A 16406-nucleotide genomic window follows, 5' to 3' on the forward strand; every position below is an offset into this window, starting at 1 on the left:
AGGAGGGGAGGATGCAGGACACGAGGCTGAGCTCGCTCACGAGCACCGTCGCGCGCGGCGCGAGACCGTTCAAGCGGTTCACGATGTCGGTCTGCTCCTGGAGCACGCCCTGGAACGTCTGTCCGGGCCCGGTCGCGTCGGCCAGCTCGTCGAGCCCGTCGGCGTAGTCGCCGAGCACTCCGAGCAGCTCGTCGACGTCGGTCTCCATCTCCTCCGGCGGCGCCAGCTCGTCGAGGTTCTCCACGAGCCCCCGAAGCCGGTCGGCGACGCGGTGCACGAAGGTCGCGACTTCCTCGCCGGTGAACGACGGGTCCTGGGCCTTGCGGAACTCGTCGCTCGCGTCCTTCAGCGACGCACACTCCTGATTCGCGGTGTTGGTGAACTCGGCGATGGTCAGTCGTGCCTGGCCACCGCATGACGCGAGCGTGAAGCCGGCCACGAGCGCGCCGGCCACGGCAGAACGCGAACGCAGGGTGCCCATCGCCGCGCACGCTACCGGCTGACGCTTGCGGCGCGGCCGACCGGTAACCTCGACACCGTGCTCCCCGACTACGCAGCGCACGACGGGGCGATCGGCCTCGACTGGTACGAGACCGACCCGAACCTGCGGTTGCTGCTCGACCGTCTCCTCACCGATCGCGGTGACCGTGACTTCGCCGAGGAGCACGTCGCGCTGTATGGCGCGCTGTGCGGCGGACCGTTGGCGGGACGCGCCGAGGTGTCCGACCAGCACGGCCCGGTGCTGCGCCGCTACGACGAGTGGGGCGTGGAGGTCGACGAGATCGAGCTTCACCCCGGTTGGGTCGAGAGCAAGGCCGACCTCGTGCGCGCCGGCTTCACCGGGCTCGCGCACCACGTCGACCGGCCCGTCCCCGCGGTTGTCACGGCAGCGATGTGTTACCTGGTGAGCCAGGCCGAGACCGCGATCTATTGCGGTCTCGGCATGACCGCGGGTGCCGCCGACATCGTCGAGCGGTACGCGCCGACCGATGTGCGCGACGACTTCTTGCGCCGCCTCACGAGCCTCGATCCCGACGAGGCCTGGGAAGGCGGCATGTTCCTCACCGAGCGCCAAGGTGGAAGTGACGTGGGCGCGAACACCACTCGCGCCGTTCCCGACGGCGACGAGTGGCGGATCTTCGGCGAGAAGCACTTCTGCTCGAACGCCGACGCCGAGGTGTTCATCGTGCTCGCCCGACCGGAAGGTGCTCCCGAAGGCACGCGCGGCCTCGCCACGTTCATCGTCCCGAGAGTGCTCCCCGACGGCGCGCCGAACGGATTCCAGATCAAGCGGCTCAAGCCCAAGCTCGGTACGCGAGCGGTGCCAACGGCAGAGATCGAGCTCGTCGGCGCACGCGCGTGGTTGGCTTCGCAGCGAGCGAACGACCGCGAGGCGGGTAACCCGACTCGCAGTGAGCGAGCGAATGAAGGTGGCCTCAATCGGATGATGGAGATGGTCAACGGCAGCCGCTTCGGGGTGGCGCTGATGGGGCTCGGCATCCACCGCCGGTCCTTCCTGGAGGCCGCGATCTACGCCGCACACCGTCATCAGTGGGGCCAGCGCATCGACTCGTACCCAATGGTGCGCGAGACCCTCGTCGACCTGCTCGTCGAGCTCGAGGCCGGGATGGCGCTCACCTTCGAGTGCGCCACGGCTGCACGCACGACCGCCGAAGCCGACGAGGGGCGCCTGCTCCGGCGCATCCTCGTGCCGATAGCCAAGGTGCGCGCGACGCGCGAGGCCCTGAACGCGGCGAGTCAGGCGCTCGAGGTCTTCGGCGGTAACGGCTACATGGAGGACTGGCCGATGGCGCGCCAGCTGCGCGACGCGCAATGCCACACGATCTGGGAGGGGACAGAGAACATCTGCTGCCTCGACGTGCGGCGCGCGATCCGCGGCGACGACGCGCACGAGGCCCTCCTCGCCCGAGTCACGCGCGCGCTCGACGGCGCAGGCACCGACGCGGTGCTGGCACCGGTGGTCGACGCGGTCGCGACGACGCTCGGCGACGCCAAGGAGGCGTTGGCGAGGTTCTCGGTGGCCGAGGACGACGTGCAGCTCCTCAACGCCAAGCGCGTCACCCACCTCCTCGCCGACCTCGCCGAAGGTGCGCTCCTGCTCGACGAGGCCACGTGGCAGCTCGCCCGCGACGGCGACGCCCGCAAGGCAGTCGTGGCGCGACGGTTCGCACGCCGCCTCGTTCCCACCCGCGCGCGCGGGCTCCTCGACGACGACCGAACCGTGCTCGAGCACTTCGAGCCGATCGTGCGGTACGGCGCGATCGATCCCGCGGCTGCCTGAGTTGGCACTCACACCCACCGCGGTGTGGAACGTCTCGCCAGAGCTCGTGCTCGCGCTCGACGAGCACCTCGGAGCCCCGGTCGACAGCTACGTGAACGGCACCCAGACCTGGCTCACCGATAGTCATCCGGGTGGCGTCACGCTCGAATGGCGCCTCCATCCGGTGCCCCGCTACGAGCAACCGGCCGGTTGCTCGATCTACGACGTCTGGGACGCCGTCGTGAGCGGGATCGTCTCCGGAAGCGGCACCGAGCACTTGCCGATCGGAACCGAGCTCCGAGCCCTCTCCTCGATCTGGGAGGGGCTCGAGTGCTTCCCGGCGTACGGTGACGAGGTGGAGCCGCCGATCCTCGCCGGGACCGCCCGCGATGCGCTCGGGATCGCGCCCGACGCATCCGGCCTGGTCGACCACGAGCGCATCGGTGACGCGTGGGAGCGCGAGCCGGGCGCGGTGTCGATCATGGGCCTGCTCCTCGACGATCTCCAGGCGGACTGATGGACCGAGCCGCGCTCGCACGCGCGATCTACGAACGTGCGCACCTGACGGGTGAGTTCACGCTGCGGTCGGGGACCGTGAGCAACGAGTACTTCGACAAGTACCTGTTCGAGGGCGATCCCGAACTGCTCCGAGACATCGCCGAGCTGCTCGCGGCGCTCGTGCCCGACGGTACCGACGCGCTCGCCGGCCTCGAGCTCGGCGGTGTACCGCTCGCGACCGCGCTCTCGCATCGCACGGGGTTGCCGACTCGATTCGTCCGCAAGGAGGCCAAGACCTACGGCACCTGCCGCCTCGCCGAAGGCGGCGAGATCGACGGTCAGCACCTCACCGTCATCGAAGATGTCGTGACGTCAGGTGGTCAGGTGGTGGCGTCGTGCGGCGACCTCCGCGACCAGGGCGCGCTCGTCGACACGGCGCTGTGCGTGATCGACCGCGAAGCTGGCGGCACCGAGGCCCTCGCCCACATCGGCGTCGAGCTCCGCTCGCTGTTCACGATGAGCGACTTGCTTCCCTAGGCACCATCCTCGCCACCGCGCCACGGCGGAGTTCTCGGCAGGTCGAAGTCGACGGGGCGTTGTTCGCCTTCGATCGCGGCAAACGCCGTCTCGACCCAACGGGCGCCGCCCGCGAGTGGCCACGGCAGCGCGTCGCGCGCGAAGAATCCAACGTCCCGGGTCTCGAGCGGGTGGCCTTCCAGCGTGCCGCCGAGCACGCGGCAGTGAAAGACGAGCGAGTACAGGGGCAGGCGCGCGAAGCCGAGGCGGAGACCGTCGAACACCGCGATGAGTGACACCGGCTCCACCTCGATGCCGGTCTCCTCGTACACCTCTTTGATGGCTACTTCCGACGGCGAGTATCCGACGTCGGCCCAACCCACCGGGTAGAGCCAAACACCCGAGTCAGCGCGCTGGGTGAGCAGGATCTCGTTGTTGTCGTTGCCAACCACTGCGGCGACGGCGACCTTCGGCGTCACGTACCCAGCGACGCCTTCGCCGACGGTCGCAAGCCATTCCTCGAACAGCGCGTCGGCCTCGGCCTCCTCGAGCGCGGCCGACCGGATGTCGGCGGCGACCTTGAGCACCTCCTCGAAGCGCTCCTTCTCGTAGAGGCTCTGCGTGAAGCCCAGTCCCGTGCGGGCGATCCCGGCCAAGGACTCGGCCCAGCGCAACAGATCGATAGCCGAGATTTGGTGCTCGTCACTCATCGTGCCCGACCCTATCGAGCGTCAGGCGATGAGAGAGTCGGCGGTAAGCCGCGCCACGATGGTGGCCCGTAGGCGATCGAGCGCGAGTGGCTCGGTGAGCTTCGCCCCCTGCGCGTCCTGCACGTAGAAGACGTCAACGACGCGATCACCGAGCGTGGACACGAGCGCGGCGTTCACGTCGATCTCCAAGTCGGCGAACACCGCGGCGAGCCGGGCGAGCAGGCCCACGTCGTCGGGAGCGTGGACCTCGCACACCGTCGCGGCGCTCGAAGCATCGAGATCGAAGCTGACGCGTACTGCCTCGTCGCGGATCTGTTCTCGTCGGTATCGGCGGATGCGCTCATCGAGCCTGCGGCGCACCGGGAGCGTCCCCGCGATCGCCGCCGCCACATCGGCCTCGATCGCGTTTCGTCCCTCAGCATCCAGACGCCCGAAGGTGTCGACGCCTCGGTAGACCTCGAGCGCCATGCCTGACTCGTCGCCGTAGGCGGACGCGCCGCGGATGTCGAAGCCGTGCAGGGCGAGCACCGCAGTCACGGTCGCGAGGAGCCCGGTGCGGTCCGGCGCGACGACGGTGCACTCCACGAGGCCGTCGTCACGGTCGTCCCAGGTGACCGCGAGCTGCTTGCGCGCGAGCGCATCCCGGTGACTTTCGAGCGCGGCGATCCGCTCGTCGCTGAGGCCGGGACCGACCACACCGCGTTCGAGCAGCGCATCGGCCTCGAGGAAGAGCTGGCGCACCAACGCGGCCTTCCCGGTGCTCCACGCGGCCGGCCCGGTGGCACGCGAATCGCCCACGGTCAACGCGTAGAGCAGGTCGAGGCGCTCGGTGTCGCGCACGGCGCGACCGAAGCGCACGATCGTCTTCTCCTCGGCCAGGTCGCGCCGCGTCGCGGTGTCAGCCAGGAGCAAGTGGTTGCGCACGAGCCACTCGACGACATCGACGCCGTGCGGGTCGAGCCCCATGCGCTCGGTGATCTCACGGGCCGCCCGCGCACCCGTGACCGAGTGATCGTCGCCCGTGATCCCCTTCCCGATGTCGTGCAGCAGGGCACCGAGCAGCAACAGGTCGGGCCGGGAGCGCCGCGCCGCGTCACCGTCGAAGCCACGCTCCTCCATAAGGCCGGCACACTCCGCTACGCACTCGAGCAGGTGCCGGTCGACGGTGAACCGGTGGTACGCATTTCGCTGCGGACGTGCCTGCACGCACGACCACTCCGGAACGAGCGCGACGAGCGCACCCACCTGGTCGAGCGCCTCCACCACCGGGATCGCCGCGTGCCCAGTGCGGAAGAGCGCGATGAGCTCGGCGCGTGCGTCGTCGTCCCATGTCGTCGCATCGAGAGCGCGCAACCGTTCGAGTGAAGCTCGTTCGAGGGGCAGCATGAGACGAGCCGCGGTCGCCGCGAGACGCAGACACGTGGCCGGGGTGACGCTGGCGTCGGGCGACAGTCCGAGCACTCCTTCATGCGCCTCGATCCCGACCGCGAGCGCACGGTGTCGGAGCAGACGCCGTCGCGGTTTGCGCAGTCGACGCCACACCTCGCTGGTCACCCAGGTGACAGCACGGCTCGCGGCAGCCAGATCGCGTACGAGGGCGTCGGCGTCGGAGACCCCCAGAGCGCGGGCAACCGCGTCCTGCTCCTGGAGGCTCAGCACGTCGGACCGGCCGCTGGTGACGCGGTGCAGCTCGACGCGCGCGTCGAGGAGCCGCTCGCGGGCGGCATCGAGCATCGCGGGGTCACTGGACTGGAGGAAGCCGCCGCTGACCAGCGCATCCACTCCGCCGGGCTCACCGAGGGTCCACCCCGCCCACGTGAGCGCCTGGAGGTCGCGCAAGCCGCCGGCACCTTCCTTGAGGTTGGGCTCGAGCATCTCCGCGATCGGTCCAGGGCGATCGTGGCGCGCCTCCGCGGCATCGGCGAGCTTCGCGATCACCGACGTACATCGCTTGCGAGCCAGCTCTCGGGCGCGTTGCACGACCTCGCGGGCGAGGTCGTGGTCGCCGTGAACGATGCGGAGGTCGAGCAGGCCAGTCAGCGTGTCGACATCGTCGCGAGCGAGTACGAGCGCCTCTTTCGGCGTGCGCAGCGCGTGCCCGAGCACGAACCCCGCGTCCCACAGCGGGTACCACAGCGCTTCGGCCGCCGCGGCTGCGAGCCTGCCGCGCGCGGTGCCGTCGTGAACGAGCATGAGGTCGACGTCGGAGCCTGGACACAGCTCGCGTCGCGCGTACGAGCCGAGAGCAACGACAGCCCAGCGGCCGGGAAGATCGACGTCCGTTGCCGCCCCACGACAGGCCTCGTCGATGGATTCGGCCAGCGAGCGCCCGAACGCGCTGCCGCGCAGACCCGGGTCAGCTACGGCCCGGGTCTGCGCGTCACGCAGCGCAACGCTCCTCTTCCCGCTCATGGCACCGGCATGATGGCTCGCTTGCTGCGAGCCGGGGTACCCGGCCCGCGGGCGCACGCTCGCGGGGCCGGGAAGCCCGCCACACAACTAGAGCGCGTCGCTTCCCGCTTCTCCTGTGCGGATGCGCACGACCGATTCGACCGGCACGACCCACACCTTGCCATCACCGATCTTGCCGGTGCGGGCCGTTTCGACGAGCTTGTCGGTGACGCGCTGGACGTCGCCGTCGTCGACCAGGATCTCGATCCGTACCTTGGGGACGAAGTCGATGGTGTACTCGGCGCCGCGGTACACCTCCGTGTGACCACGTTGGCGTCCGAAGCCCTGGACGTCGGACACGGTGATGCCCTGGACCCCGAGGTCCTTGAGCGCGTCCTTCACGTCGTCGAGCTTGAACGGCTTGATGATGCCGACAATGAGCTTCATGTGATCGATTCTCCCGTTCAGACTCGGTCGAGGGCGTAGCCGGTCTCGGAGTGCTGCGTGAGGTCGAGCCCTGTGTCCTCATCCTCCTCGGAGACACGGATCCCCTTGGGCAGCACCTTCTTGAGCACCAGCAGGATGGCAGCCGTGATTGCGAACGACCACACCAACGTGGCACCGACCGCCAGCAGCTGCTTCCCGAGCAGGTCGAAGCTCCCTGACTCGACGAGTCCGTCCGTGCCCGCGGAGTTGTACGCGGTGTCCGCGAACACGCCGACGAGGAGTGAGCCGATCAGACCGCCGACGAGGTGCACTCCCACCACGTCGAGCGAGTCGTCGTAGCCGAACTTGTTCTTCAACCCGACGGCGAGCGCACAGACGGCACCGGCGATGAGGCCGATGTACACCGGCGACATCCCACCGACGAAACCGGCGCACGGCGTGATCGCCACGAGTCCGGCCACCAAGCCAGACGCCGCGCCCAGCGTCGTGGCGTGACCGCCGCGAATCCGCTCGACGAGGAGCCAGCTGCAGAGGGCTGCCGCCGCGGCCAGGTGCGTGTTCACGAGCGCGGTGGCTGCGAGCTCGCTCCCAGCGAGCGCGGAGCCGGCGTTGAACCCGTACCAACCGAACCACAGGATGCCCGCGCCGATGAGCGTGAGCGGCAGGTTGTGCGGCGGCATCGGGTGCGATGGCCAACCCTTGCGCTTCCCGAGCACCAGGACGGCGGCAAGCGCCGCGATACCGGCGTTGATGTGGACCACGGTCCCACCGGCGAAGTCGAGCGCACCCTCCTTGAAGAGCCAGCCCGACGGCGAGAACACCCAGTGCGCGATCGGCGCGTAGACCAGCACGAGCCAGATCGGCACGAACCAGGCCCACGCGGCCCACCGCACGCGGTCGGTGATCGCGCCGGTGATCAGCGCCGGAGTGATGATCGCGAACATGAGCTGGAACGCCATGAAGGCGAACGGCGGGATGGTCAATCCTTCGAGCCCGGTCGCGGGTGTGTGCAACGCGCCGCTCATCCAACCGAGGTCCAAGTTGCCGATGAGGTCGCCGTCCCCGCTGAACGCCAGTGAGTACACCCCCGCGGCCCACAGCACGCTCACGATGCCCATGCACCAGAAGTTGTTCATGAGCATGGCGAGCACGTTCTTCGTGCGCACCATGCCGCCGTAGAACAGGGCCAGGCCCGGCGTCATGAACAAGACCAAAGCCGCCGACGTCAGGACCCAGGCGGTATCGCCCGTGTTGAAATCCACACCCTCCCCTTCCACCATCGTCCAGTGCGCGACCGGACACGTTCACGTCAGGTTCGGCAGCAGCATCACCGGGCGCTGTTTCCCGAAGGTCGCGACAATGTTTCGGGAAGGTGAACGGGCGCGGGTGACCCGCCTGGTGCCTTGGCCAGGACCTTCGAACCCTCGGGGCCGACGTGGTGATCGACCGGTTCGAAGTGTCAGACCTCGACGGCCGCAAGGTCGACGACGAGCGCAAGCGTGCCGCGGTGGCCGCGATCCGTGGTGGCGTGCACACCAGGATGGGGCGTTCGCACGGCCGTTGGTGGTCAGGGCGCCGCGCGCACTCGCAACACGGCCGCCTTCGCCACTCCCCAGGCGAGATGTAGCGGGGCGAGCGACTCGGCGCCAAGATCGCCCAGCGTGTGGGGCACGAGGCCGTAGACGTCATCCGGGAAGGCCCGCTCCTCGAACGCGTCGCGCACGACCGGCGGAACACCGAAGCCATCGAGCACGGCCGTCGGTTCGCGGGTCACGGTGCGAACCACCTCGAGCGGCGTGGCCGACTGCTGGGCCGGGTCGACCGCAAGCAGCGCGCGCAGGTCTTCGACGATGCGGGCCGAGGCGGCGGCTCCGGCGGCACGGGCCTCGTCGTCAGCGCGAGCTCGGTCCGCGCCGTCCAGCCCGTCCCACGCATCGAGCACACGAGTGACTTGGGCCGCGATCCAGTCGGGGATGCACGCCTCGATCCCGGCCACGATCGTCTCGCCGGTGGTGCGCAACCGCTCGAGCGCAGTGCGCTCGTCCATCACACCGGGTCCCTACGCTCCGTCGTCCCGGCCTCCGGCCACGGCTGCGCTTCGGTCGGCACTCACACCTCGAGGCCCACCCGGCGCAGCGCGTCCGCGGGCTCGAGCACGAGTCCCGTGAAGAACGGGCCGAACTCGGCGAATCGGGCGGAGACCTCGTCGAAGCGCATCTCGTAGACGATCTCCTTGAGCGCGGCCGGGTCGTCGGCCAGCAGTGTGACCCCCCACTCCCAGTCGTCGATGCCGGTCGACCCTGTGATGAGCTGCAGCACCCGCCCGGCGTACCCACGCCCGACCCGCGCGTGGCCGGCCATGAGCCGCTTGCGCTCGTCGAAGTCGAGTGCAAACCAATTGTCCGTCCCGGTCCGGCGCTTCGACATCGGATAGAAGCAGATGGCCCGCTTCGCCGGCAGCTGCGGGTGCAAGCGCTGCTCCCGGTAGTGCTCGATGCGCTCCCGCCAGACCGTGAGCCGCTCTTCGACCGCGGCGGCGTCGGAGACGCCCTCCTCCGCCGCGAGGCGGGCACGCTCGTCGTCCTCGGTGGCGCCGTACTCGGAGAGCTCGGTCAGGGACAGGTACGACCAGGTCGGGACGAGGGGCGCACGGGAAAGATCAGCCTGGAGTGCCTGGAGACGGGCCAGGTCGGGTCCGACCGCCATCACGCCGAGGTCGGCCTTGTGGCCGAGCACCGCGAACGTGAGCACCTGGTGCGTGCCGTCCACGAACGCGTCGACCGCGTCGAGCACGCGCTTGGCCCCGCCCGGCTCTTCTTCCGCCCGCCGTGCGTCCACCCGGTAGAAGAGGTGCAGCACCCCCCACCCGGCCGACGGTTCCACCGAATCCACGGGATCGAGGGTAGTCAGCCCGCCTCGACGGCCTCGACTGCGGCGAGGTGGAACGAGTAGTGACGGGCCATCACGTCGCGCACTTGCGCATCGGCCTCCCAGCCCTCGCCTTCCACGAGCAGGCGGAACATGCGACGCATGAACGCGCCCTCGACATACGCGCGCTGGATCCTCGGCGGCTCGGCTTCCACGATGTCGCGCATCATGGGCGGGCAGACGGTCACCAGCTCCTGATCGACGTCGGTGAGTACCGGATCGCGGAACTCCTGCTCGAAGTCGGAGAACCAGCCCATGACCATCTCGTCGCGGACGCGGGCATCGGCGCGGGCCGCGTCGAGATAGGCGTCACGCTCGAGGAAGCGCAGCGATGCGGCGGGGAGCACCGGCTTGTAGTCGCCCCACTTGTGCAGGACGAGCGAGCAGATCCGCCGTTCCTCGATGCCCCAGAGTCTGCCCGGCGGGCTACGTCGAGACGCGGAGCCTGATCAGACCGCTTGCCGAGCGAGGAGATCGGCGAACTCGGTGATCTGGTCAGCCGGCGGGGCTACGACTTCGACGGGGACGCCGAAGTCGAACATCTCCACATTCAGACCGTTCGCAGCGTCTGCGTGCCTTGGGCTGTGAGCGCCACCGACTCATCGCGCACACGCGAGAAAGGGCGCCCCTCGAAAGGGGCGCCCTTCTCCGCGTTCGGACCGATTTAGAAGTCCATGTCTCCCATGCCGCCGCCGGGCATGCCACCGGGCATGCCGCCGCCGGCACCCTTCTCTTCGGGCTTGTCGGCAACCACCGCCTCAGTGGTGAGGAACAGCGCCGCGATCGACGCCGCGTTCTGGAGCGCCGAGCGGGTCACCTTGGCCGCGTCGATGACGCCGGCCTTGATGAGGTCCTCGTACTCCTCGGTCGCCGCGTTCAGGCCCTCGGCGCCCTTGAGGCTCCGCACCTTCTCGACGACCACGCCACCCTCGAGACCGGCGTTGAGCGCGATCTGCTTGAGCGGCTCCTCGAGCGCACGGGCCACCATGCGGGCACCGGTCGCCTCGTCACCGTCGAGCGCCTTGGCCGCGTCGAGCACCTTGGCCTGGGCCCGCAGGAGCGCCACGCCACCGCCGGCGACAACGCCTTCCTCGACCGCAGCCTTCGTGGTCTGGACGGCGTCCTCGATGCGGTGCTTCTTCTCCTTGAGCTCGACCTCGGTGGCCGCGCCGACCTTGATGATCGCGACACCACCCGACAGCTTGGCGAGGCGCTCCTGAAGCTTCTCGCGGTCGTAGTCGGAGTCGGTGTTGTCGATCTCCTGCTTGATCTGGTTGATGCGACCCTGCACCTCTTCGTGCGAGCCGGCACCCTCCACGATCGTCGTCTCGTCCTTGGTGACGACGACCTTGCGTGCCTTGCCGAGCAGGTCGAGCCCGACGTTCTCCAGCTTCAGGCCGACCTCCTCGGAGACCACCTGGCCGCCGGTGAGGATCGCCATGTCTTCGAGCATCGCCTTGCGCCGCTCGCCGAAGCCAGGAGCCTTGATGGCCACCGACTTGAACGTGCCGCGGATCTTGTTGACGACGAGCGTGGCAAGTGCCTCGCCCTCGACGTCCTCGGCGATGATCGCCAGCGGCTTGCCGCCCTGCATGACCTTCTCGAGCACCGGCAGCAGGTCCTTCACCGCCGAGATCTTCGAGGACACGAGCAGGATGTACGCGTCGTCGAGGACGGCTTCCATCCGCTCGGGGTCGGTCACGAAGTACGGGGAGATGTAGCCCTTGTCGAAGCGCATGCCCTCGACGAGGTCGAGCTCCATCCCGAAGGTCTGGCTCTCTTCGACCGTGATGACGCCGTCGGTGCCGACCTTCTCGAGCGCCTCGGCGATCATCGAGCCGATCTCCGTGTCGGCCGCTGAGATGGCGGCGACGTTGGCGATCTGCGCGGGGTCGGTCTCGACCTTCTTCGAGTCGGCCTTGATCGACTCGACCGCGGTCGCGACCGCCGACTCGATGCCCTTCTTCAGGACCATCGGGTTGGCGCCCGCCGCGACGTTGCGCAGGCCCTCACGGACCATGGCCCACGCCAGCACGGTGGCCGTCGTGGTGCCGTCGCCGGCCACGTCGTCGGTCTTCTTGGCGACTTCCTTGACCAGCTCGGCGCCGATCTTCTCGATCGGGTCCTCGAGGTCGATTTCCTTGGCGATGGAGACACCGTCGTTGGTGATCGTGGGTGCGCCCCACTTCTTCTCGAGCACGACGTTGCGCCCCTTCGGGCCGAGCGTGACGCGCACCGCGTCGGCGAGCTTGTTCATGCCGGTCTCGAGCGAGCGACGCGCACTCTCGGCGTAGGCGATCTGCTTTGGCATCGGTTCAGCGTCCTTGGGTCGTGGGGTCCGGAAATTGGCACTCGGATGGGGTGAGTGCTAGTCGCCATGTTGGCAGTCGCGAGCCGAGAGTGCAAACCGCCCTGCTTCGGTCGCTCGCTTCGGGCCGGGATACCCGTCCCGCGGCCGCTTGCTCCCTGGCGAGCGCCTGCCAGCGCCGCACTTCATGCCATCAGTCCCCGTCGTTGCCCGGACCCCCTTCGCCCTGGGCATCGAAGCTCACGCCCAGGATCTGGAGCGCTAGCGCGCCCATGGTCGGGTCGAGCTCCCCATCCTCTACCCATCCCTCGATGTCCTGGGCCAGGTGCTCCGCGTCGCGTCCGTGCTCCGAGTCCTCGCGCAGCTCGAGGAGCCGTTCGAGCAGTTCGCTGCCCCGTTCGCCGAACGCATCGGGAGCGGCGGCGAGGAAGGCGATCAGGCCATCGACGGTGGTGGGCAGCTGGAAGGTCGTGGTCGTCACCAACGTCGGGACGGACGCCCCGAGAGGCTGGGCGACACCGGCTGCGCGTTCACCTCGTCGCAGCGGGGAGTCGCCGCGGAACATGAGGAGGCCGGCGCCGAGGCCGACCACGGCCGCGACGATGAACACGAGCAGCCCCACGCCCTTGCCCGAGCGGCGCGTAGGCGCGCGGCGGGTCGGGCGCTTCGCTGGTGCCGGGTTCGTCGCCGGCGGCGGGTTCGTCGTCGGTGCGGCGGGAAGTGTCTGCGTCGCGCCGGGGAGGGCGGTGACGATCGTGGCGTCATCGGCGGCGTGGCCCGTGCCGTTCCGCACGGACTTGAGGGCGTTGCGCATCTCGCCGGCGTCGGTGAAGCGTCGTTCAGGATCCTTCTCGAGCGCGCGCCCGATCACCTGCGAGAGGCCCGCGGGAAGGTCGGCTCGGTGGGCCTCAAGTGGAGGGACGGGGTCGTCCCGGTGCGCCAGCGCAACGGCAAGTGCCTGGTCGGCCTGGAAGGGCGGGGTGCCGGCGAGCATCTCGTAGAGCACGACGCCAACCGCGTAGAGATCCGTGCGAGGCGTCGCGTCGCGGCCTTCCACCTGTTCCGGTGACAGGTAGGCGGGGGTGCCGACGATCTCCCCGGTCGCGGTGAGTCCTGCGGTCGCGCCCTGGATCGCCTTGGCGATGCCGAAGTCGGCGAGCTTGACCCGACCGTTGGCTCCGATCAGCACGTTGGCCGGCTTCACGTCGCGGTGGACCAAGCCGTGCACATGCGCGGCTCCGAGCGCAGCGAGCAGGGCGTCGCCAGCCGCGAGGGCCTGCTCGACGGGGAGCGGACCGTGCTCGGCGAGCACCTCTTTGAGGGTGCGGCCCTCGATCAGCTCCATCACGAGGTACGGCTGGCCGCCCGTCTCGCCGACGTCGTACACGGCGACGACGTTCGGGTGCGTGAAGCGCGCCGCGGCCTGGGCTTCGTGGACGAAGCGTTCGCGCGCGCGCGGGTCGCTGGAGCCGTCGCGCAGCAGCTTCACTGCGACGCGGCGATCCAGCTTTCGGTCGTAAGCCTCTACGACATCGGCCATACCGCCCCCGCCGATGCGATGGCCGAGCTCGTACCGAGCATCAAGCGCGGTCATCCAGTCGACAGCCTATGGCGGTGCGGCGCCGATCAACGATCGAGGCGGTCCATACGACGGATGGTCACGAGCCAGGTGAGCAGAGCGGACAGAGCCACCAGCACGAGCGCCGTCAGCCCCGCCCGGGCCAGGAGGCCGCTTTCGGACGCGCTCCAGATCCGGGTTGCGAGGGTCTCGAAGCCGGTCGGCGCGAGCAGCAACGTCGCCGGGAGCTCCTTCATCGTCGCGAGCAGCACCAGCCCGGCACCGGCCGCCAACCCAGGAGCGATGAGCGGCAGCTCGATCGTGCGCAGCCGCCGCCAACGTCCCGCGCCGAGTGCGCGCGCGGCGTCCTCGACGCGCCGCGGGAGCCCGCTGACCGCGACCTGCGAGGCGCGCATCGCTTGCGCTCCGAAGTGCACGACGTACGCGAACACCAGCAGCGGGAAGCTCTGGTACAGCGCGCTGACGACCGGGGTACCGAGCACCCAGAACACCAGGGCAAGCGCGATCACCAGGCCCGGCAGCGCGAACCCACCGACGACGAGCATGTTCACCACGCCGCCGACGCGCGATCGGTGCCGGACCGTCAGGTACGCAAGCGGGAGCACGCAGAACGTAGCGACGAGTGCGGTGACGGTCGACACGCCCACGGTGTTGAGCACGGGCTCGAGCAGATCTGCGGCATCACCGGTGCCGCCAAAGCGCGTGCCGTCGCCGCGGGCCGCCCACTCTGCGAGCACGGCGACCGGCGCCACGAGCGCCACCATCAGCACCATGCCAACCCCGCAGAGCGTCGGAACGCGCCACCGCCCGAGGAACGCCTGGTGCGCGCGTCGCCCTGCGCCCACGGCCTCGATCGGCGCGCGCCGGCGTGCAAGCGCACGTTCGGCCAGCACGACGGCGAGCGCCACGACCGCGAGCAGCAAGCTCAGCGTGATCGAGGTTTCGCGGTCGAACAGGCGAGTTGCCTCGATACGAAGCGTGAGGGTGTCGTAGCGAACCAACGACACGGCGCCGAACTCGCTGACGCAGTACAGGAACGTGAGCAGCGAGCCGGCGGCGACTGCTCCCGTCGTCTGCGGGAGCACGACGGTGCGGAACACCTCGGCGGGCGTGCGGCCGAGCGAGCGAGCGGTCTCCTCGAGTGCGGGCGGGAGCACCGCCAGACGCGCCGCGACCGGCAGGTACACGTACGGGTAGCTCAGCAGCGTAAGCACGCCGAACGCGGCCCAGAACCCCTCGATGCGCGGCGGGACGCCGAAGTCGAGGAGCCTGTCGACGAGCCCACCGCGCGCGAAGGCGGCCTGAAGGGCGAAGGCGCCGACGAAGGACGGGATCACGAGGGGCAGCACCAGCAGCACTCTCAGGACGCGCCGGCCCGGAAGGTCGGTGCGGACGACGAGCCAGGCCAGGCTCGTGCCGAGCACCGCGCACGCGGCCGACACGGACGCGGCGAGGAGCAAGGTTCGCAACAGCGGCCCGGCCGCGTCGTCCGACGCGAGCACATCGAGCGCGCCGCTCCCGAACCCGACCGTCCGGATCGCGAGGTAGAGCAGCGGCCCGGCGAAGAGCCCCGCCACGATCGCGCCCGCGGCGACCAGGGACCGCGGAGCGCGCGGCACTCGGCCCCCGGACGCGAGCGGCGCCGGCACCGAGGGGGTCGATGCCGGCGCCGTCGTGGTCATGAGGTCATGCTTGCTCGAGTCCGCTCTCCGCGATGAGCTCGCGGGTGCGGAGCAAACCGCCGCCGAGCGTGCTGAGGTCGAGCTGCGGCGCATCAACCTTCGAGAGTGGCGGCAGGTCGCCCAAGGCCTTCACACCCCGCGCCAGCGGGTACTCGAACTCGTCTTCGGCCAGGTGGGTCTGGGCCGCCTTTGAGAGCAGGTACCGCACGAATCTCTCGGCCAGCTTCCGGTCGTCGGTCTGGTCGATGACCGCCGCCGCCGTCACGAGGATCACCGAACCGACGTCCTCGTTCGCGAACACGTGGTTCTCGACCGGGGTGGACGGGTCGGCAGCCTTCGCGAGCGCGGCGTAGTAGTGGTTCACGAGCCCCATGGGGACCTCGCCGCGGCCGACCGCCTCGACGATCGCCGAGTTGCTCGCGTACGCGCGGGCGCCGTTGGCCTCCATGCCCGCGAGCCACTTCTTGGTGCGCTTCTCACCCTCGAGCTCGCGCATCGCAGTCACGAAGTCCTGAAACGAGCCGTTCGTCGGGGCCACGGCCACCTGGTCCTCGTACTTCGGCTTCGTGAGGGCGAAGACCGAGTCAGGGAGATCGCCGCGCTTCACAAGGTCCGTGTTGTAGACGAGCACCCGCACTCGGCCGGAGACGCCGGTCCATCGACCGTCGGCGGCGTGGTAGCGCGGGTCCACGAGGTCGAGGACGTCCTGGTCGATCTTGCGGAGGCGGTCGATCCCGTCGAGGTACCCGGTGGCGCCGGGGCTCTGCGAGATGAAGACGTCGGCGGGGGTCTGGTCGCCCTCCTCGTCGATGAGCAGCGCCAGGTCGGCCGAATCGCCGTACCGGACCTCGATCTCGACGCCGGTGTCGGCCGAGAACTCGTCGAGCAGGGGTTGGATCAGCTCCGAGGTGCGCCCGGAGTACACGGTCAGGGTCCCACCGGTGCCCGCCGAGGCGGGGCCTACGGCAGCCACGAGCGTCGCAACTGCGAGGACCAGGGTCAGGGCGATGAGGCGCATGCGTCGGTTGGTCATGAAGGTGAGTCTGCCCTAACCGGTTAGATCAGG

Annotated in this window: 15 protein-coding genes; 3 read left to right on the forward strand and 12 right to left on the reverse strand. The window is 69.5% G+C overall.

The window, feature by feature from the left end:
- Positions 1–481: hypothetical protein (locus tag WEE69_00390; protein MEX1143755.1), on the reverse strand; the 481-nt coding region annotated here is incomplete at its 3' end.
- 57 nt (positions 482–538) lie between these two features.
- On the opposite strand from WEE69_00390, the gene WEE69_00395 reads away from it, so the two are divergent.
- The 3 genes from WEE69_00395 to pyrE are packed head-to-tail and all read left to right on the forward strand — an operon-like array spanning position 539 to position 3316.
- Positions 539–2302 (forward strand): acyl-CoA dehydrogenase family protein, encoded by a 1764-nt coding sequence (locus tag WEE69_00395; protein ID MEX1143756.1) that lies wholly within the window; start codon positions 539–541, stop codon positions 2300–2302.
- Between the two features lies 1 nt (position 2303).
- The gene (locus tag WEE69_00400; GenBank protein ID MEX1143757.1) at positions 2304–2798 is read left to right on the forward strand and encodes a hypothetical protein; all 495 of its coding nucleotides are present in this window, start codon (positions 2304–2306) and stop codon (positions 2796–2798) included.
- Positions 2798–3316, forward strand: coding sequence for an orotate phosphoribosyltransferase (pyrE, locus tag WEE69_00405; protein ID MEX1143758.1), 519 nt, complete (start codon positions 2798–2800; stop codon positions 3314–3316). Before WEE69_00400 ends, pyrE begins: the two co-directional genes overlap by 1 nt.
- Here the strand turns inward: pyrE and WEE69_00410 are convergent.
- The 11 genes from WEE69_00410 to WEE69_00460 all read right to left on the reverse strand — a co-directional run bounded on the left by WEE69_00410 (position 3313) and on the right by WEE69_00460 (position 16373).
- Positions 3313–4005 (reverse strand): NUDIX hydrolase N-terminal domain-containing protein, encoded by a 693-nt coding sequence (locus WEE69_00410; protein ID MEX1143759.1) that lies wholly within the window; start codon positions 4003–4005, stop codon positions 3313–3315. The two genes, pyrE and WEE69_00410, sit on opposite strands and share 4 nt — an antisense overlap.
- A 21-nt stretch (positions 4006–4026) precedes the next feature.
- A complete protein-coding gene (locus WEE69_00415; GenBank protein ID MEX1143760.1) occupies positions 4027–6417 on the reverse strand; it encodes an ACT domain-containing protein in 2391 nt (796 codons plus the stop codon).
- Positions 6418–6504: 87 nt separating this feature from the next.
- Entirely contained in the window at positions 6505–6843 is a 339-nt protein-coding gene (locus WEE69_00420) for a P-II family nitrogen regulator (protein ID MEX1143761.1), read from the reverse strand.
- Between the two features lie 17 nt (positions 6844–6860).
- Positions 6861–8105: an ammonium transporter gene (locus WEE69_00425; protein ID MEX1143762.1), complete on the reverse strand. Its 1245-nt coding sequence runs from the start codon at positions 8103–8105 to the stop codon at positions 6861–6863.
- 305 nt (positions 8106–8410) lie between these two features.
- Positions 8411–8890, reverse strand: coding sequence for a hypothetical protein (locus WEE69_00430; protein MEX1143763.1), 480 nt, complete (start codon positions 8888–8890; stop codon positions 8411–8413).
- Between the two features lie 62 nt (positions 8891–8952).
- On the reverse strand, positions 8953–9735 hold the full coding sequence (locus WEE69_00435; GenBank protein ID MEX1143764.1) for a chlorite dismutase family protein: 783 nt from the start codon (positions 9733–9735) through the stop codon (positions 8953–8955).
- A 14-nt stretch (positions 9736–9749) separates the two neighbouring features.
- Positions 9750–10118, reverse strand: a complete 369-nt coding sequence (locus tag WEE69_00440) for a hypothetical protein (protein MEX1143765.1) — start codon at positions 10116–10118, stop codon at positions 9750–9752.
- A gap of 317 nt (positions 10119–10435) precedes the next feature.
- Positions 10436–12082, reverse strand: coding sequence for a chaperonin GroEL (gene groL / locus WEE69_00445; protein MEX1143766.1), 1647 nt, complete (start codon positions 12080–12082; stop codon positions 10436–10438).
- A gap of 190 nt (positions 12083–12272) precedes the next feature.
- Positions 12273–13673, reverse strand: a complete 1401-nt coding sequence (locus tag WEE69_00450) for a protein kinase (GenBank protein ID MEX1143767.1) — start codon at positions 13671–13673, stop codon at positions 12273–12275.
- A 32-nt stretch (positions 13674–13705) separates the two neighbouring features.
- Entirely contained in the window at positions 13706–15340 is a 1635-nt protein-coding gene (locus WEE69_00455; GenBank protein MEX1143768.1) for an iron ABC transporter permease, read from the reverse strand.
- 4 nt (positions 15341–15344) lie between these two features.
- Entirely contained in the window at positions 15345–16373 is a 1029-nt protein-coding gene (locus WEE69_00460; protein ID MEX1143769.1) for an iron ABC transporter substrate-binding protein, read from the reverse strand.
- Positions 16374–16406 lie beyond the last annotated feature (33 nt).

The sequence above is a fragment of the Acidimicrobiia bacterium genome, from assembly GCA_040881685.1.
Lineage (GTDB): Bacteria > Actinomycetota > Acidimicrobiia > IMCC26256 > PALSA-555 > SHVJ01.